The following is a 16,619-nucleotide window of genomic DNA, read 5'->3' on the forward strand; positions in this document are numbered from 1 at the left end:
CGTGCCTTACAGACGTTCTATTTCGTGCGTGCCGAACAGGCCGTACGGCCGCACCAGCAGCACGGCCACGAGCACGATGAAGGTGGCCAGCAGCTTGTATTCGCCGCCCAGGTAGGCGCCCGCCAATGCTTCGACCAGGCCGATGAGCAGGCCGCCCAGGAGCGCGCCGAGCACGCTGTCGAGCCCGCCCACGATGACCACCACCAGCACCGACAGGCCGAACACGCCCATGCTCGACGAGATGCCGCCGATGGAGCCGACGATGATCCCGGAGATCGCGGCGATCATGGCCGAGGCCACCCAGGCCAGCGAGAACACGCGCGGCACGTTGATGCCCACCGAGTAGGCGGCGGCCTGGTCGCTGGCCGTGGCGCGCAGGGCCACGCCGCCGCGCCAGAAGCGGAACACCAACAGCACGGCGGCGATGAAGGCCACGGCGATCATGGCGCCCCAGAACACCTTGGGCGCGAGGAAGGCTTCGCCGATCATGATGGGCTGGGTCGGCATGAACTCGGGCAGGCGGCGCTGATCGGCCGTCCAGATCATCTCCACCAGGCCCACGAGCACCGAGGCCAAACCCACGGTGACCATGAAGACGGAGATCGGCGGCTCGCCCAGCAGCGGGCGGATCATGGTGCGCTCGATCACCGCGCCCAGCAGGCCCGAGCCCAGCACTGCTGCCGGTATGGCCAGCCACAGCGGTAGCGCGAAGGTGGCGGCGAAGGTGAAGAACAAATAGGCGCCGACCATGAGCAGCTCGCCGATGGCGATGTTCACCACGCGCGTGGCCTTGTAGACCATCACGAAGGCCAGCGCGGCGAGCGCGTAGAGCCCGCCGCCGGCAATGCCGGTGAGGCTGATTTCGAACAGGTAGGCCCAATCCATCATGCAACCCCCTGCAGTGGCGTCGCAGCACCGGCATGCAGGCGGGCCCGCAGGTCGCCCACGTCGCCCGAGCCCAGGTAGGCGCGGATCACCTCGGGGTTGGCCTGCACCTCCCCCGGCGTGCCCTGGGCGATGACCTGGCCGAAGTTGAGCACCACCACGTGGTCCGACAGGTCCATCACCATGCCCATGTCGTGCTCGACCATGAGCACCGTCACGCCCCATTCGGCGCGCACGTCGAGGATGAAGCGCGCCATGTCCTCGGTCTCCTCGCGGTTCATGCCGGCCACGGGCTCGTCGAGCATCAGTACCTCGGGCTGCATGGCCAGGGCACGGGCCATCTCCACGCGCTTCTGCAGGCCGTAGGGCAGGGCTGAGACGGGCGCGTGGCGGATGTGGTCGATCTCCAGGAAGTCGATGATGCGTTCCTCGATGTCGGCACGCAGGGCGGCCTCTTCGCGGCGCGCGCGGCCCACGTAGAGCAGCGCGTCGAGCACATTGGTCTTGAGGTGCGCATGCCGCCCGAGCTTGATGTTGTCGAGCACCGTCATGCCGCGAAACAGCGCGATGTTCTGGAAGCTGCGCCCCAGGCCCAGCCGGGCGCGCTGCGGCGCCGGCACCCGCGTGATGTCCTGGCCCTTGAAGCGGATGACGCCGCTGCCCGGGCGGTAGAAGCCCGAGATGGTGTTGAACAGCGAGGTCTTGCCCGCACCGTTGGGCCCGATCACGGCGGTGATGGAGCCGGCCTGCACGCCAAAGCCCACGCCGGTGAGCGCCTTGACCCCGCCGAAGGCCAGCGTGACGCCATCGACCTGCAGCAGGGGCGGCGCGCTGGCGGGGGGAATGCCGGGTGGGTGTGTCTCCATTGGCTTTCTAATGCGGGTTTGTGCTGACCAGAAAATTCCTGCGGGCCTGCAGAAATTTCCTACTTGTGCGTAAACTGTTTACTCGTGAGTAGATTCTGGAAGGCCCCGCGCCAAACCAGCATCCGTACTTTCCCGAGGAACCAGCCCGCCATGCCCAGCCCCACCGTGTCGCCCCCCCGCAGTGCCGACCGCCCGCCTGCGTCTCCCTGGGCGCCCGCGTCCCACCGCGAACAGCAGCGCGAGGCCAAGCGCAATGCCGTGCTGCAGGCGGCCGCGCAGCTGTTCAACGAACGCGGCTTTCACGCCACCTCGCTCGACGACATCGCCGCGCGGCTGAACGTGACCAAGCCCACGCTGTACTACTACGTGAAGAACAAGGACGAGATCCTGCTGCAGTGCGTGAGCAAGGGCCTCGAAATGATGCTCGAGGGCATCGATGCCTCGCGCGCGGCCGGGGGCAAGGCCATCGACCAGCTCATGACCTGCATGCAGGTGTATGCGCGCATCGTCACCATGGACTTCGGCAAGTGCCTGATCCGCGTGGGCGACGAGCAACTGCCGCCGGAGAGCCGCAAGGAGCTGCGCCGCCTGAAGTCCGCCATCGACCAGGAATTCCGCCGCCTCGTGGCCGAGGGGGTGGAGGAAGGATCGCTGCAGCCTTGCGACCCGAAGATGACGGCCTTCGTGATCGCGGGCGCGCTCAGCTGGATCGGGCGCTGGTACCAGCCCGGCGGCGAGTACACGGCCGAGCAGGTGGCGGGGCAGTGCATCGAAACGCTGTGCCAGGGGGTGCTGCGCCGCGCGGACGTACCCCCGCCGCCGGCTGCGAAGCGTGCGGCGCGCAAGGCCGGCATCCCTGCCGTGGCCAAGGGCAGGGCTGCGCCCGCCGCCCGGGCGTCCAAGGCCTGAACGAGCGCCTCGCCGCGAGGGCTGTGCCTCAATCCGGGCGCGCGGGCCTGGGGGCGGGCGGTGTGCCGGGCGCTGCCGCCAGGTCGTCGAGGATCGGGCAGTCCGGCCGGTCATTGCCCTGGCAGCACGACACCAGCGTTTTCAGCGTGCGCTGCATGGCCTGCATGGCGGCGATGCGCTCGCTCAGGTCGTCGATGTGCGCCTGGGCGATGCGCTTGACCTGGCTGCTGGCGCGGCTGCGGTCGTGCCACAGGGCGAGCAGCTCGGCGATCTCCTCCATCGAGAAGCCCAGGTCGCGGCTGCGGCGGATGAAGTGCAGCGTGTGCACGTCCGCCTCGGTGTACTGGCGGTAGCCGCTGTCGGTGCGGGCCACGGCGGACAGCAGGCCCAGCGACTCGTAGTGGCGCACCATGCGGGCGGAGATGCCCGCGCTGCGCGCCGCTTCTCCGATGGACAGCGGCCGGCCCGGCAGCGCGGGCTCTGCGCGGTGGCGGGCCGGTGCGCCGGGGGTGGCCGTCATGGCGCGACCGCGTAGCCTTCTTCGGCGATGGCGCTGGCCAGGGCCGCGCGGTCCGCGTCGGTGTTGCCCACTTCCACGCGCCCCGTGCCGCGGTCGATGCGCACGGTGGCATCCGGGTCCACCCCTCGCACGGCCTGCGTGACGGCACGCTCGCAGTGGCCGCAGGTCATGCCCTGCACGGTGAAGAGCTGCGTGGAAGAAGAAGAAGAAGAAGGCGACGGGGAAGAGATCGGGGAAGTGGATGTCATGGCGAGCTCCTGTGCCGATAAAGTGCTTGAACACCTGCAGCGTAAACCTTCACATCATGGCAAGGTCAAGCCCCCCGGGGAATTCCCCTCTGGTTGCTATTGAAAATATAGCTGCTTGCGCAATATGGAAAAGCGCCACGGCGGAATTTTGATCGAATCCTATTTGGGCCGTGGCCTGCGCACGCCTGCGTCGGGCTGCACCAGGCGGCCGGCGCGCAGCGCGGTGATGGCCACGGCCAGCGCCTGGGCGGCGCCGCGCACCTCGTCCTGCACGGCGGTGTCCCGGTCCAGCGCGGCATGGCTGTCGGCGTAGCTTTCGTAGTAGCCGATGTAGCGGTCCAGCCGCGCGGCGGGGCCGGCGTCGATGAGGCCCATCCAGTCCAGCCAGTCCGACAGGCCCCGGCGCGTGCTCTCAATGCCCGCCACGTCGCCATGCACTGCCAGCGCATAGGCGCGCCCGGCCAGGTGCTTGGGGTAGTCCCAGCCCGCCAGTTCCAGCGCCTTGGCTTCGGCGGCCTTCTTGCCGTGGGTGCTGGTGGGGTCGGGGTTGCCGCCGTCGGCGCACACCAGGCGGTCGATCATGAGCTTGAGGGGGCTCGGTGCCTGGTACCAGTACACGGGGGTGAGGATCATCACGCCGTGCGCGGCGGTCCAGCGCTCGTAGATCTCGTTCATCCAGTCGCCGGTCTGGCGCATGGCGTGGTTGGGGTAGCAGCTGCACGGAAAGTGGCACAGCGGCATGGCGGTGGAGACACAGCCCTTGCAGGGGTGGATGTGGCGCCCGTAGTCCGAGGTGACGCGGCTCAGGTCCAGCGTGTCCACCTCGACCCCGGCGTCCGCCAGGGCCTCGCGCGCCGTGTGCAGCAGGCGCCAGCTCTTGGAGATTTCGCCGGGGCAGGTGCCATCGTTGCGGGCCGAGCCGCACACGAGCAGGGCGCGCGGCGGCGAGGCCGGGTCGGCCCAGCGGGTGCGCGCGGCGTCGATCCTGGCCTTGGCGTCCAGCCAGTCCAGCGAGAGTTCGTAGCCGGGGTCGGCATGGCCCGGGCCGGCCTTGCGGGTGCGCGGCGCCTTGCGGCCCTCGTCGTAGTTGCGCCAGGCGATGGCCTCGATGCGGTCGATGGCGTCGGCCGCCTCGCTGGCGAAGCGCGGGTCCTGGAAGTCCTGCAGGAACCGCTCGCGGAAGGCCGCGCGGTCCAGGGGCGCGGGGGCCTGGCCAGTGCGCGGCTGCGGCGCCGCAGCCGCGGCGGGGGGAGGAGCGTGGGGCGTGGAGCGTGTCGTCATGCGGCCATTCGATCACCAGCCCGTGGGGCTGCGTATCGGACAAGGCGCCGTGTGGGCTGTCGGCGGCGGGTGATCGGCAGCGTGCCGGGCCGGGGCCTGCCGAGGTGCTTGACCTTGCCATCATGTCAAGGTGTACCGTGCTCCCCATGGCCATACAACACCTTCCCTCTCCCGCCGGTCCTTCCGCCACGCCCATGGCTTTCCCGCCCCTGGATCTGGGCATCGGCGGCATGACCTGTGCCAGCTGCGTGGCGCGCGTGGAGCGGGCGCTGCGCAAGGTGCCCGGCGTGCAGGATGCCACCGTGAACCTCGCCACCGAGTCGGCCCGCGTGGCCTGGGCACCGGGCGCGGCCACCGCCGACGCCGAGGCCATGGAGGCGCTGCTGCGCCGCGCCGTGCGCAATGCGGGCTATGAGCCGCGCGCCGCGGGGCCGGCCGAGGCGCCCGAGAATCTGTCGCCCTGGGCGGGCTTTCTGCCGGTGGGCATCGGCCTGCTGCTGTCGGCCCCGCTGGTGCTGCCCATGCTGGGGGAGCTGTTCGGCCTGCACTGGATGCTCCCGGCCTGGGTGCAGTTCGCGCTGGCCACGCCGGTGCAGTTCGTCCTGGGCGCGCGCTTCTACAAGGCGGGCTGGCATGCGGTGAAGGCCCTGGCGGGCAACATGGACCTGCTGGTGGCCCTGGGCACCAGCGCGGGCTGGGGCCTGTCGGTGTGGCTGTGGCTCACGGCCCATGAAGGCCATGCGCCGCACCTGTACTTCGAAGCCTCTGCCGTGGTGGTCACGCTGGTGCTGCTGGGCAAGTGGCTGGAGGCGCGCGCCAAGCGCCAGACCACGGCCGCCATCCGCGCGCTGCATGCCCTGCGGCCGGACCTGGTGCACCTCCTGGGCAGGGAGGGCGAGGTGGACGTTCCCGTGGCCGAGGTGCTGGTGGGCGACCAGCTGGTGGTGCGGCCGGGCGAGCGCATCCCGGTGGATGGCACGGTGCACGAGGGCCACACGCAGGTGGACGAATCCATGCTGACCGGCGAGCCCCTGCCGGTGGCCCGCGATGTGGGCGCGGCGCTGACGGGGGGATCGATCAACGGCGACGGCCGCATCGTGATGGCCGTGACCGCGGTGGGGGCCGAGACGGTGCTGTCCCAGATCATCCGGCTGGTGGAAGACGCCCAGGCGGCCAAGGCGCCCATCCAGCGGCTGGTGGACCAGGTGTCGGCCGTGTTCGTGCCCGTGGTGCTGGTGGTGGCCCTGGCCACGCTGCTGGGCTGGCTGTGGATGGGCGTGGGCATCGAGGCTGCGCTGATCCACGCCGTGGCCGTGATGGTGATCGCCTGCCCCTGTGCGCTGGGCCTGGCCACGCCGGCGGCCATCATGGCGGGCACGGGCGTGGCGGCCAGGAACGGCATTTTGATCAAGGACGCGCAGGCGCTGGAGCTGGCCCACAAGGTGGACACGGTGGCCTTCGACAAGACGGGCACGCTGACCGTGGGCCAGCCCCGGCTGACGGCGTTCGAGGTGGTGCCCGGCCTGGACGACGCGGCCGTGATGGCCGCGGTGGTGGCGGTGCAAAGCGGCAGCGAACACCCGCTTGCACGCGCCGTGGTGGCGGCCGCGGGCGAGCGGCAGGTCCGCGTGGCGGCGGCGCAGGACGTGCGCGCCGTGCCCGGTCGCGGCACCGAGGGCGATGTGGCCGGGCAGCGCTACCTGGTGGGCAGCCTGCGCTGGATGCAGGAACTGGGCGTGGAGATGGGCCCCCTGGCGGCGCGCGCCCGGGCGCTGCAGGACGAGGGCGCCACCGTGTCGGCCGTGGCCCAGCGTGCGACCGAAGGGGCGAGCGGCGCACGCTATGTCTTGCGTGCCTTGATGGCCTTTGGCGACGAGCCCAAGCCCGGCGCGCGCGCGGCGCTGAAGGCGCTGAAGGCGCGTGGCATCCGCACCGTGATGATCTCGGGCGACAACCGGGGAGCGGCCGAGGCCATGGCCCGGCGCCTGGGGCTGGACCCCGACGCGGGTGAGGTGATGGCCGAGGTATTGCCGGGTGACAAGGCCGCCAGGGTGGCTGCGTTGCAACGGGGTAGCGAAGAAGTCCCTCCCGGAGGGCAGCGACCCGGCGCAGCGGCGCGGCGCGGGGGCCGTATTGTCGCGATGGTGGGCGACGGGGTGAACGACGCCCCGGCGCTGGCGGCGGCCGACGTGGGCATGGCCATGGGCAACGGCACGGACGTGGCCATGCATGCGGCGGGCATCACGCTGATGCGGGGCGACCCGATGCTGGTGGCCGCGGCGCTCGACATCTCCCACCGCACGGTGATGAAGATCCGCCAGAACCTGTTCTGGGCGTTCGCGTACAACGTGGCCGGGATTCCTCTGGCGGCGATGGGCTACCTGAGCCCCGTGGTGGCTGGGGCGGCCATGGCCTTGAGCTCGGTCAGCGTGATGGCGAATGCCCTCTTACTGAAGCGCTGGCGCATGTGATAAATACGTACAGTGCGGTCATCGATGTCTGGCAAACTGCAACGCTTTGTTGCAGGCCGGCGGCTTCGAATGCAGGCGCGGCCCCTCCATACCCATAAAAGGACGACACATCATGAATCTCTTCTCGTTCATGCGGCAGTTCACCATCCGAATGCGCATGCTGGGGGCCATCGCGGTGGTGCTGGGCCTGCTGGGCCTGCTGGGCGGCGCGGGCATGCTGGGCATGTTCCGCATCCATGACATGAGCCAGAACTTCATGGACAACTCCTTCGCCAAGGTGGGCTACATGGCGGAGCTGCGCGGCGAGATGGGCTCCGTCCGCCAGTACGAGAAGGACATGATCATTGGCTACGAGAAGCCGGAAGCCGTGAAGGCCGCGCACGACAAGTGGCTGGCCAGCCAGGACAAGGCCAAGAAGATCGCCGCGAAGTTCCTGGAGGGCGAGGACGACGCGGACAACGTGGTGGTGCGCAACATCATCGCCAGGCTGGACAGCTACCGCGAGCTGTTTGCCCATGTGGCCCGGCAGCTGGAAGCCAGCGGCTACGACACCGCCACGATTGCCAACCGCATGAGCGGCAAGGCCGTGGCCGAGTTCGACCAGGCCGACAAGCTGGTGGGAGAGCTCGATACCGTGCTGCGGGCCGAAGTGGCCCAGTCGGTCGAACAGCAGGGCCGGGTGTCCAGCGAGACCAAGTGGCTCTTCGTCCTGGCCGTGGTGATCACCGTGGTGGTGGTGGTGCCCACCACGCTGATGAACATGAACTCGATCTGCCACCCGCTTGAAGAGGCGCGCCGCATGGCGCAGGCCATTGCCGGGGGTGACCTGTCCCAGAACATTGCCGCCGAAGGCAAGGACGAAGTGGCCGACCTGCAGCGCGCGCTGCGCGACATGCAGCAGGGCCTGGGCGCGCTCGTGGCGCAGGTGCGGGACGCCAGCGGCAACATCGCCACGGCCAGCCAGGAGATCGCCATGGGCAACCAGGACCTCTCGCAACGCACCGAGCAGACGGCGAGCAATGCCCAGGAAGCGGTGGCTTCGCTCTCGCAGCTCACCTCGACGGTGCAGCAGACCGCGTCGTCGTCGCAGATGGCCAACCAGCTGGCGGCATCGGCCTCCAGCACCGCGACGCGCGGCGGCTCGGTGGTGCAGCAGGCCGTCTCCAGCATGCAGGAGATTTCGGCCTCCAGCCGCAAGATCGGCGACATCATCGGCCTGATCGATTCCATCGCCTTCCAGACCAACATCCTCGCGCTGAACGCCGCCGTGGAAGCCGCGCGCGCCGGTGAGCAGGGGCGGGGCTTTGCCGTGGTGGCCAGCGAGGTGCGCAGCCTGGCCCAGCGCTCGGCGGCGGCGGCCAGCGACATCAAGGGCCTGATCCACAGCAGCGTGACGGCCGTGGACGGGGGCGTGCGCCACGTGGAGGATGCGGGCACGGCCATGAAGGAAATCGTGGCCAGCGTGCAGCGCGTGGGCGACATCATCGGCGAGATCACGGCGGCGGCGTCGGAGCAGTCGGCCGGCATCGGCCAGGTGAACCAGTCGGTGGGTGAGATCGACCGCATGACGCAGCAGAACGCGGCGCTGGTGGAGGAATCCGCGGCGGCGGCCGAGTCCATGCGCGAACAGGCCGCGCGCCTGTCGCAGGTGGTGCAGCAGTTCCGCCTGGCCGACGCCATGCTCCACGCCGCCCACCACGCACCCGTGGAGGCGCCGCAGCACCAGGCGCTTGCCGGGGAGCCTTCCAGGGCACTGCTCGCGCGCTGATGATGGATTGAACCGGTGGCGCCCGCGCGCCATCACACCCGGAATGGGCCCTGCGGGCGGATGCGCATGCAGGGCTTTTTCATGCCCGGCGTGCGGCGGCCGCAGGCGCACCGGCCGCGCGATGCGCACCCGGTCCCCGACGGTTTGTTGACCTGCGTCATGCGCGGGCGGGCGCCTGCATGGCAATCTGGAGGCCTTGTGACCTGGGGAGCACTGCCATGCCGTCGATCAGCCTGCGGACCATCCACGAAGAGCATGCGTCGCTTGCGGCCGTGCTGCATTCCTTGCGCCTGATGCTGGACCAGGGGCCGGGCGACGAGCCCGCCGCGTTCTTCGACGTGATGCGGGCCATGCTGTTCTACATCGACGAATTCCCCGAACGCCAGCACCACCCGAAGGAATCGCAATGGCTGTTCCCGAAGGTGGCCGAGCGTTCGCCGGAGGCGGCCGGCGCCATCGCGCAACTGGAGCGCGAACACGCGGGCGGCGAGGCCGCCGTGCGCGAGCTGCAGCATCTGCTGCTGGGCTGGGAGCTGATGGGCGAGGCGCGCCGCGACACCTTTTCCGAGGCCCTGCGGCGCTATGTCGCTTTCTACCTGGAGCACATGCGCCTGGAGGAAACCGTGGTCTTGCCAGCGGCCCAGGCATGCCTGCAGCCTGGCGACTGGGCCGCGATCGATGCGGCGTTTGCCGGCAATACCAACCCGCTGGCGCCCGGCCAGGCGCGGGACCCCGCCTACGATCGCCTGTTCACGCGCATCGTGATGCGGGCGCCCAGCCCGATCGGGTTGGGCTGACGTCGCGCCCGCCTCAGGCCGACAGGGCGGGGTAGTCGGTGTAGCCCTCCGCGCCGCCGCCGTACAGCGTGGCGCGGTTGACCTCGTTCAGGGGCGCGCCGCGCTCCAGGCGCTGCACGAGGTCGGGGTTGGCGATGAACGGCCGGCCAAAGGCCACGATGTCCGCGCCGTTCGCGAGCGCGGTTTCCGCCAGCGCCTTGTCGTAGGCGTTGTTCACCATCCACGCGCCCTGGCCGCCGGCCGCGCGGTAGGCCGCCTTCAGGGCCGCGTAGTCGAAGGGGCGGTCGGGCAGTTCGCGCGGGCCGCCGGTCGCACCCTCGATCACGTGGATGTAGGAAAGGCCCAGCGGGCCGAGCTGGCGCACCACGTAGTCAAACAGGGGCTGCGGGTCCGCGTCCACCACGTCGTTGGCGGGCGTCACGGGCGACAGGCGGATGCCCGTGCGGCCGGCACCGATTTCCTGCGTGATGGCGGTGACCACTTCGACCAGCAGCCGGGCGCGGTTCTCGATGCTGCCGCCATAGGCGTCGGTGCGGTGGTTGGCGCTGGTCTTGAGGAACTGATCGATCAGGTAGCCGTTGGCGGCGTGCACCTCGACGCCGTCGAAGCCGGCTTCGATGGCAGCGCGGGCGGCACGGCGGTAGTCGGCCACGATGCCGGGGATCTCGGCGATCTCGAGCGCGCGGGGCTCCGAGGTCTGGGTGAACGTGGGCACGCCGTCCTTGATGAGCACGGTCTTGGTCTTGGCCTGGATCGCCGACGGGGCCACGGGCGCGGCATGGCCCGGCTGCAGGTCGGTGTGCGAGACACGGCCCACATGCCACAGCTGCACCACGATCTTGCCGCCCGCCGCGTGCACGGACGAAGTGACCTTCTTCCAGCCGGCGATCTGCTCGGGCGCATACAGGCCGGGCACGTCGGCGTAGCCCTGTCCCTGGTGGCTGATGGCGGTGGCCTCGGAAATCAGCAGGCCGGCGCTGGCGCGCTGCGTGTAGTAGGTGGCCACGAGGTCGGTGGGCACGGCGTTGGGCGAGCGGTTGCGCGTGAGCGGTGCCATGGCGATGCGGTTGGCCAGCTGCAGGTCACCGGCTTGGACGGGGTCGGACAGAAAAGGCATGCGGGGCTTTCAAAAACGGGTTGCACACAATCGATCAACCCCGGAAGGTTAATGCTGCAGCGCAAAACGTGCAGCGCACATGCGTCAACAAGGGCTCTGGTTTTGTGCTATCCGGGGCTGGCCGGCGGTGTGCGGGGGGCCGCGGCGCGCTGGCGCGGCCTGGGGCAGAATCAAACGCCATGCCGCCCCGCCATCCTTCCCCCCGCCCCGTGCCCGCGCTGTGGCTGGCCGTGGCGCTGTCGATGGGGGCGGCGGTGTCGCTCGGCATCACGCGCTTTGCGTACGCGCTGCTGCTGCCGCCCATGCGGGAGGACCTGGGCTGGTCCTACACCCTCGCGGGCGCGATGAACACCGTGAATGCGCTGGGCTACCTGGTCGGCGCGCTGGCCACGCCCTGGCTGCTGCGGCGTGCCGCACCCGGGGCCGTGCTGTTGGCCGGCGCGGTGCTGGCCACCGTGTTCATGGGGCTCTGCGGTTTTTTCACCGAGGCGGTGCCGCTCCTGCTGCAGCGCCTGCTGGCCGGCGTGGCGAGCGCGCTCGTGTTCATTGCCGGCGGCCTGCTCGCCGCGCGCCTGGGGGCGCAGGAGCCGGGGCGCAGCGGCCTGCTGCTGGGGCTGTACTACGGGGGCACGGGCTGGGGCATCAGCCTGTCGGCCGTGCTCGTGCCCGCCGTGCTGGCGGCGGCGCCGTCCCCGCATGCCTGGACGTGGGCCTGGTGGGCGCTGGCGCTGGCCTGCATGGCCGCGACGGCGGCCCTGTGGTGGCCCGCGCGTGTGCTGCGCGGGCTGGCGGTGCCCGCGGATGCCCCCCGGGCCTTCAATGTGGTGCCGCCGCCCGCCCGGGTGCGCTGGCGTGCGCTGGCGCCCGCGCTGCTGGGCTACGGCCTGTTCGGCGTGGGCTACATCGGCTACATGACCTTCGTCGTGGCGCTGCTGCGCGAGCAAGGCGCCAGCGGCACGGCGGTGACCTGGTTCTATGCGCTGCTGGGGTTGGCGGTGGTGCTGTCGTCGCGCATCTGGGCGGGGCTGTTGGACCGCAGCCGTGGCGGCCAGGCGCTGGGCCTGCTCAACGGGCTGCTGGGCGTGGCCACCGTGCTGCCCGCGCTGACGTCGGCCTGGCCGGTGGTGCTGGCCTCGGGCCTGCTGTTTGGCGGCGTGTTCCTGTCGGTGGTGGCATCGACCACCGCCCTGGTGCGGCACAACCTGCCACAGGTGCTGTGGGCCAGCGGCATCAGCGCCTTCACCATTGTGTTCGCCGCCGGGCAGATCGTGGGGCCCACGGTGGTGGGCTGGATCGCCGATGGCCCGGGAGGCCTCGCGCGCGGGCTGGTGTTCTCGGCCTGCGCGCTGTGGTTGGGGGCGCTGGTGGCGTGGCGGCAGAAGCCGCTCTAGCGCATCTGGAGTCTTGGCCGTGCGCCGCGCTACGCGCTCCCAATCGATACTGGCGCGGCCTAGGCCAGGAACGCCGAGCAAGGGCCGCCCCGCAGCGAGGGCGTTGTCCTCCTGCCCGCGTAGCGGGAGCGGGGGGAAGGCGCGCAGCGCCTCAGGGGGGTGTCCCTATTTCAGCAGGCCTTCCACCTTCATGGCGGCCTGCACGGCGGGGCGGGCCGCCACGCGGGCGGCGTAGGCCTGCAGGTTGGCCAGGCTGGAGATATCGATGCCGGTGGGCTTGTGCCAGCCTTGCACGGTGAACAGGTAGCCATCGGCCACGGTGAAGTGGTCGCCCATGACGTACTGCTTGCCGGCGAGCTGGCCGTCCACCCACTGCAGACGCTGCAGCAGCCTGTCGCGCGCCATCACCTTGTATTCCTCGGGCGTGGCGGGATTGAAGAGCGGGGTGAAGCCGCGGTGCAGTTCCATGCCGATGAAGGTGAGCCATTCCTGCAGGCGGTAGCGCTGCAGCGTGCCGTTCTGGGGGGCCAGCATCTTGAGGGGCACCTGGTCGGCGATGTATTGCACGATGGCGGGGCCTTCGCGCAGCCGCGTGCCGTCGTCCAGTTCCAGCATCGGCACATAGCCCAGCGGGTTGATGCCGTAGTAGTCGGAGCCGTCCTGCAGCTTGTGCGTCTTGGTGCTGGCCAGCACGGGCGTGTAGGCTAGGCCGGCCTCGTGCAGTGCGATGTGCGGGGAGAGCGAGCAGGCGCCGGGGGAGTAGTAGAGCTTCATGGACGGATCCTCGTGAAAAGTGGGAACCCTCCGATGCTATGCGCTGCACCGTCTTTCTGCTGGCACGGGGGCACGGCCCCGCGCCCCCTCGCGCCACGGCGCCTCAGACGTCGTGGCCGGGCATGTCGCGCTGCACCTTGCGCAGCAGCGCGGGCCATGCAAACGCACCGCCCAGCCCGCCTGTCTGCACCCGCATGGCCTGGGCCACGCCGCTCACGATCTGCGGGTTCACCGAGGTCAGCGCGCCGCCGGCCTGCGCGTCGATCTGGATGCGGCAGGTGTTCTCGAAGGTGTACATCGACAGGAAGGCATCGGCGATCGTCCTGCCCACGGTGAGCAGGCCGTGGTTGCGCAGCATGAGGAAGTTGGCCTCGCCCAGGTCGGCCTGCAGGCGCGGCTTTTCCTCGTCGCGAAAGGCCACGCCCTCGTACTCGTGGTACGCCAGCGAGCCCAGCACGAAGGTGCTCTGCTGGCTGATGGGCAGCACGCCGCCCTGTTGCGCGCTCACGGCCACGCCGGCGCGCGTGTGGGTGTGCAGCACGCACCCCGCCTCGGGCCGGGCCTCGTGCACGGCGCTGTGGATCACGAAGCCCGCCGGGTTCACGGGAAAGGGCGAGTCGTGCAGCTTGTTGCACTGCATGTCCACCTTGATGAGGCTCGAGGCGGTGATCTCGTCGAACATGAGGCCGTAGGGGTTGATGAGGAAGTGGTGCTCCGGACCGGACACCGAGTCGGGCAGCTTGGCGCTGATGTGCGTGAAGACCAGGTCGCTCCAGCCGTACAGCGCCACGAGCCGGTAGCAGGCCGCCAGGTCGCAGCGCAGCTGCCATTCTTCGGGGCTGACGCTGTCTTGCAGGGAAGGGATATTGAGCATGGTGGTGTCTCCGGCTTTTTGTGGGGATGGGAGACGCCACTGTAGGACGGTGTTGCGCCAGGGTCTGTCAGGCAGGCTACACCTGACGCACTTTGGGGCCGCTTGGCGGCCTTGTGGCCCAGGAACCGCCATGCATGGGTCTGGCCGTGACGCGGGACGGCCGGTGCTGTGTCGCTGCTGGCGCAGGAAGCCCAGGCAACCCGACCTTGTCGGGCAGCAGGCGCAGGCGCGCCTGGCTGCCCGTACGGCCGGTGCCCGTGTGTCAGTACCGCTGCCGCTGCTGAAGTTGCCGCCGTCCCAGCCAGCCCAATCCCAGTGCAGCGAGGGCCAGCATCCAGGGGTCGTTGACCGGAATCGTGGCAGTGGCCGCGACGCTGATGTTCAGCGTGATGACGGAGGACAGGCCGTTGGCATCCGTGACCCGGATGACCAATGCGTAGTTGCCCAGGGTGGTGGGTGTGCCGGTCAGCATGCCGCTGGCGCTGAGCGACATGCCTGGTGGCAGGGCCCCCGAGTTGATGGCAAAGGTGTAGGGGCCTGTTCCGCCCGTCACCTGGATCTGTCCGCTGTATGGCGTGTTGACGACGAGTCCGGGTGGCGGGGTGATGACCAGCGCACTGGTCACGGCGCCCGTGCCTGTCAGGTCCAGCTCGCGGCCCAGGAAGTCGGACACCGTGATGGTGAAGCTGTACGCCGCCGCGGTGGTGGGGGTGCCCGTGAGGGCGCCCCCGGCCGACAGGCTCAGGCCGGCGGGCAGCATGCCGGTGCTGACCAGGAACTGGTACGGCGCCACGCCATTGCTGCCCACGAAGGTCACGCTGTAGGGCACGCCCTGCACCGGCACGGGAATGGTGGAAGGTGTGACGTTGATGCTCTGGGCGCCTGCTGCTGCACCCCACAGCAGCAGGCCGGCGGCGCCTGCTCCCGCAAGGAGGTGCCGGCACCAGGTGGCTGCAGCCCGCGCTGCGGGGGCCATCATCGCGCGCCTCCGCGCTTGCGTGCAAGCTGCTGCTCCAGGGCCGAAAGGCGTTCCGCCAGGCCCATGAGTTCCTCATCCTTGGCGGCCAGCTTCTGGTGCAGGGCCTGGACCGTGGCGGCCGCGAGGCCGGCGACATCGCTGGGCGCGAGCGTACGGGGGCTTTCGCCCACCTTGAAGCGGTGGTGCACGTCTTCGGCCATGGGGCCCAGGTGCAGGCTGGCGTTGAGGTCGCTCAGGTAGCGCCACGCATACAGCGGCAGTTGCGCCACCTCGCCCAGGATCGCGTGGACCGGTGCAGCGGTGATGTCGTGCTTGAGCGTGCGGCTGGAGCCCTGGCTGAGCGTGCCGGCCACCATCAGGCCGCCATTCGACTGCACCGACAGCGCGTTGCTGCCGCTGCCACTGGGGGCCAGGCCCACTGCGGTGGCGGTGGCATGCTGGGTCCAGTACGCCGTGCCGGTGCCGTGCGCAAGGCGCGCGGCGATGGCGCCGTTGTTCTGCAGTTCCATCTGCACGCGCGGGGCCAAGGCAGCGCCCGCCGTGTTGTCGACCAGCAGGCTGCCGGAGCCGTCGGCGCGCCGCAGGGTCAGGGATGCCATGGGACGCGGAGTCCCCATGCCGACGTTGCCATTGCCGGCGATGTCGAGGCTGGAGTGTGGAGCCCCGGGGCGGATGCGCAGGGGCAGGCGCGAGCCGCCCGTGACGTCGCGCACGAAGAAATTGGCCTCGTTGCCGGCAATGTCCCAGGTCTGGGCCGTGAAGCCGCTGACGTTGCTCTGCTCCTGCCGCAACCCCGGCGTGTCGGTGGACACCACATGCAGGTCCAGCACGGGCACGGCCGTGCGTATCCCCACGCGACCCTGCGGGCTCACGTACAGGCTGTTGGCCGGCGCTCCGGCCAGCCAGCGCACGGGGAACTTGGCACCCGTGACATCCTCGATGCCCATGAAGCTGGCCCCACCGCTGGCACTGTCATTGGCGACCAGCGTCCAGTCATTGCTGGGAAACGGTGCAACGCGGGTGTCCTGAAACCCGATGCGCAGGTTGTTTTCCTTCAGCCGCAGGGTGTCGTCGCCAAAGCCCTCGTTGATGGCGCAGTCAAATCCCGCGCAGACGCTGCCCTGGATGATGTGGTCGTCGCTGACCAGCTGGTCCTTGGCCACCATGCGCGTGCTTGCGCTGGCCAGGGTGGAGCGGGTGGAGGGCGTAGTGGCGCTGTCGCTGCCGCTGCCGCTGTCTGCCGCGCCGACCTCGCCCCGGGGCGGCACCTGCGGTGGCAACACGAAAGCGCCGCCCGCCACGGACACGCTGCCGCTGAGCATGGCGCCGCCGACGCCCGAGGGTGCGGACGGGACCAGGGCCGCCGTGGCGTCGTCGTGCCGCACGGCGCTGGTGGTGGGGGCGAGCGTCAGCTCGTAGGTGTAGTGCCCGTCGGGCAGGGGGGTGTCCTGCAGCGAGAACACCAGCGGGCTGCGCAGCGCGAAGTCCTGGGGCATGCCGCCGTCGCGCGCGATGCGCAGCACGGCGCGGCCATGGGGCGCGGCGGGGGTCCATTCCAGCCGCTGGGCCTGCAGGCGGGACGTGATCGCGGCGGCACCGGCGGCGTCGCCTGGTTGTTGTGCCTGCACGCTCTGGCACAGCAGCAACGCTGCGAGCGCGGTGGCCATCATCAGCAAGGCCGTGGCGCGCGGCTGCGGCCTGTCCAGGAAGGCGTTGGGGTGGTGTGGCATGGCTGGCAC

The 16,619-nt window shown here is 70.2% G+C and carries 15 protein-coding genes; 5 read left to right on the forward strand and 10 right to left on the reverse strand.

The window, feature by feature from the left end; genetic code table 11:
* Positions 1-6: 6 nt before the first annotated feature.
* Positions 7-888 (reverse strand): branched-chain amino acid ABC transporter permease, encoded by an 882-nt coding sequence (locus AC1RCS_RS18430; RefSeq protein ID WP_492246132.1) that lies wholly within the window; start codon positions 886-888, stop codon positions 7-9.
* On the reverse strand, positions 885-1,751 hold the full coding sequence (locus tag AC1RCS_RS18435) for an ABC transporter ATP-binding protein (RefSeq protein ID WP_492246133.1): 867 nt from the start codon (positions 1,749-1,751) through the stop codon (positions 885-887). The genes AC1RCS_RS18430 and AC1RCS_RS18435 overlap by 4 nt, the downstream gene beginning before the upstream one ends.
* 150 nt (positions 1,752-1,901) lie before the next feature.
* Between AC1RCS_RS18435 and AC1RCS_RS18440 the strand changes: the two genes are divergently transcribed.
* Positions 1,902-2,660 carry a TetR/AcrR family transcriptional regulator gene (locus AC1RCS_RS18440; RefSeq protein WP_492246134.1) on the forward strand — a complete coding sequence of 253 codons (759 nt, stop codon included), beginning with the start codon at positions 1,902-1,904 and terminating at the stop codon, positions 2,658-2,660.
* A gap of 28 nt (positions 2,661-2,688) precedes the next feature.
* On the opposite strand, the gene cueR is transcribed toward AC1RCS_RS18440, so the two are convergent.
* From cueR to AC1RCS_RS18455, 3 genes are all read right to left on the reverse strand, one after another.
* On the reverse strand, positions 2,689-3,180 hold the full coding sequence (gene cueR, locus AC1RCS_RS18445; RefSeq protein ID WP_304505091.1) for a Cu(I)-responsive transcriptional regulator: 492 nt from the start codon (positions 3,178-3,180) through the stop codon (positions 2,689-2,691).
* Positions 3,177-3,350 (reverse strand): heavy-metal-associated domain-containing protein, encoded by a 174-nt coding sequence (locus AC1RCS_RS18450; protein WP_492246188.1) that lies wholly within the window; start codon positions 3,348-3,350, stop codon positions 3,177-3,179. The genes cueR and AC1RCS_RS18450 overlap by 4 nt, the downstream gene beginning before the upstream one ends.
* Positions 3,351-3,587: 237 nt before the next feature.
* Entirely contained in the window at positions 3,588-4,709 is a 1,122-nt protein-coding gene (locus AC1RCS_RS18455) for a flavodoxin family protein (RefSeq protein ID WP_492246135.1), read from the reverse strand.
* A gap of 194 nt (positions 4,710-4,903) precedes the next feature.
* Here AC1RCS_RS18455 and AC1RCS_RS18460 point away from each other — a divergent pair, with 194 nt between their 5' ends.
* From AC1RCS_RS18460 to AC1RCS_RS18470, 3 genes are all read left to right on the forward strand, one after another.
* Positions 4,904-7,180, forward strand: coding sequence for a heavy metal translocating P-type ATPase (locus tag AC1RCS_RS18460; protein WP_492246136.1), 2,277 nt, complete (start codon positions 4,904-4,906; stop codon positions 7,178-7,180).
* A gap of 112 nt (positions 7,181-7,292) precedes the next feature.
* The gene (locus AC1RCS_RS18465) at positions 7,293-8,948 is read left to right on the forward strand and encodes a methyl-accepting chemotaxis protein (RefSeq protein WP_218296405.1); all 1,656 of its coding nucleotides are present in this window, start codon (positions 7,293-7,295) and stop codon (positions 8,946-8,948) included.
* 218 nt (positions 8,949-9,166) lie between these two features.
* On the forward strand, positions 9,167-9,745 hold the full coding sequence (locus AC1RCS_RS18470; RefSeq protein ID WP_218296406.1) for a hemerythrin domain-containing protein: 579 nt from the start codon (positions 9,167-9,169) through the stop codon (positions 9,743-9,745).
* A 13-nt stretch (positions 9,746-9,758) separates the two neighbouring features.
* Here AC1RCS_RS18470 and AC1RCS_RS18475 read toward each other — a convergent pair whose 3' ends face one another.
* Positions 9,759-10,862 carry an alkene reductase gene (locus AC1RCS_RS18475; RefSeq protein WP_218296407.1) on the reverse strand — a complete coding sequence of 368 codons (1,104 nt, stop codon included), beginning with the start codon at positions 10,860-10,862 and terminating at the stop codon, positions 9,759-9,761.
* A 179-nt stretch (positions 10,863-11,041) separates the two neighbouring features.
* Here AC1RCS_RS18475 and AC1RCS_RS18480 point away from each other — a divergent pair, with 179 nt between their 5' ends.
* The gene (locus tag AC1RCS_RS18480) at positions 11,042-12,253 is read left to right on the forward strand and encodes a YbfB/YjiJ family MFS transporter (protein ID WP_492246137.1); all 1,212 of its coding nucleotides are present in this window, start codon (positions 11,042-11,044) and stop codon (positions 12,251-12,253) included.
* Between the two features lie 165 nt (positions 12,254-12,418).
* On the opposite strand, the gene gstA is transcribed toward AC1RCS_RS18480, so the two are convergent.
* From gstA to AC1RCS_RS18500, 4 genes are all read right to left on the reverse strand, one after another.
* Positions 12,419-13,027 (reverse strand): glutathione transferase GstA, encoded by a 609-nt coding sequence (gstA, locus tag AC1RCS_RS18485; protein ID WP_369640963.1) that lies wholly within the window; start codon positions 13,025-13,027, stop codon positions 12,419-12,421.
* Between the two features lie 103 nt (positions 13,028-13,130).
* Complete coding sequence (locus AC1RCS_RS18490; protein WP_492246138.1) at positions 13,131-13,901, reverse strand: class II aldolase/adducin family protein; 771 nt, start codon at positions 13,899-13,901, stop codon at positions 13,131-13,133.
* A 262-nt stretch (positions 13,902-14,163) separates the two neighbouring features.
* Complete coding sequence (locus tag AC1RCS_RS18495; RefSeq protein WP_492246139.1) at positions 14,164-14,880, reverse strand: Ig domain-containing protein; 717 nt, start codon at positions 14,878-14,880, stop codon at positions 14,164-14,166.
* Positions 14,877-16,610 carry a tail fiber domain-containing protein gene (locus tag AC1RCS_RS18500; protein WP_492246140.1) on the reverse strand — a complete coding sequence of 578 codons (1,734 nt, stop codon included), beginning with the start codon at positions 16,608-16,610 and terminating at the stop codon, positions 14,877-14,879. The genes AC1RCS_RS18495 and AC1RCS_RS18500 overlap by 4 nt, the downstream gene beginning before the upstream one ends.
* Positions 16,611-16,619 lie beyond the last annotated feature (9 nt).

Source organism: Acidovorax sp. GW823-FHT01C06 (genome assembly GCF_058798375.1).

Excerpts from the sequence above, each read along its gene's own strand:
- AC1RCS_RS18460 (WP_492246136.1), top strand. The coding sequence starts at position 4,904 with ATGGCTTTCCCGCCCCTGGATCTGGGCATCGGCGGCATGACCTGTGCC.
- AC1RCS_RS18495 (WP_492246139.1), bottom strand. The coding sequence starts at position 14,880 with ATGATGGCCCCCGCAGCGCGGGCTGCAGCCACCTGGTGCCGGCACCTC.
- AC1RCS_RS18435 (WP_492246133.1), bottom strand. The coding sequence starts at position 1,751 with ATGGAGACACACCCACCCGGCATTCCCCCCGCCAGCGCGCCGCCCCTG.
- AC1RCS_RS18465 (WP_218296405.1), top strand. The coding sequence starts at position 7,293 with ATGAATCTCTTCTCGTTCATGCGGCAGTTCACCATCCGAATGCGCATG.
- AC1RCS_RS18500 (WP_492246140.1), bottom strand. The coding sequence starts at position 16,610 with ATGCCACACCACCCCAACGCCTTCCTGGACAGGCCGCAGCCGCGCGCC.
- AC1RCS_RS18450 (WP_492246188.1), bottom strand. The coding sequence starts at position 3,350 with ATGACCTGCGGCCACTGCGAGCGTGCCGTCACGCAGGCCGTGCGAGGG.
- AC1RCS_RS18455 (WP_492246135.1), bottom strand. The coding sequence starts at position 4,709 with ATGACGACACGCTCCACGCCCCACGCTCCTCCCCCCGCCGCGGCTGCG.
- AC1RCS_RS18480 (WP_492246137.1), top strand. The coding sequence starts at position 11,042 with ATGCCGCCCCGCCATCCTTCCCCCCGCCCCGTGCCCGCGCTGTGGCTG.
- gstA (WP_369640963.1), bottom strand. The coding sequence starts at position 13,027 with ATGAAGCTCTACTACTCCCCCGGCGCCTGCTCGCTCTCCCCGCACATC.
- cueR (WP_304505091.1), bottom strand. The coding sequence starts at position 3,180 with ATGACGGCCACCCCCGGCGCACCGGCCCGCCACCGCGCAGAGCCCGCG.
- AC1RCS_RS18430 (WP_492246132.1), bottom strand. The coding sequence starts at position 888 with ATGATGGATTGGGCCTACCTGTTCGAAATCAGCCTCACCGGCATTGCC.
- AC1RCS_RS18440 (WP_492246134.1), top strand. The coding sequence starts at position 1,902 with ATGCCCAGCCCCACCGTGTCGCCCCCCCGCAGTGCCGACCGCCCGCCT.
- AC1RCS_RS18470 (WP_218296406.1), top strand. The coding sequence starts at position 9,167 with ATGCCGTCGATCAGCCTGCGGACCATCCACGAAGAGCATGCGTCGCTT.
- AC1RCS_RS18490 (WP_492246138.1), bottom strand. The coding sequence starts at position 13,901 with ATGCTCAATATCCCTTCCCTGCAAGACAGCGTCAGCCCCGAAGAATGG.
- AC1RCS_RS18475 (WP_218296407.1), bottom strand. The coding sequence starts at position 10,862 with ATGCCTTTTCTGTCCGACCCCGTCCAAGCCGGTGACCTGCAGCTGGCC.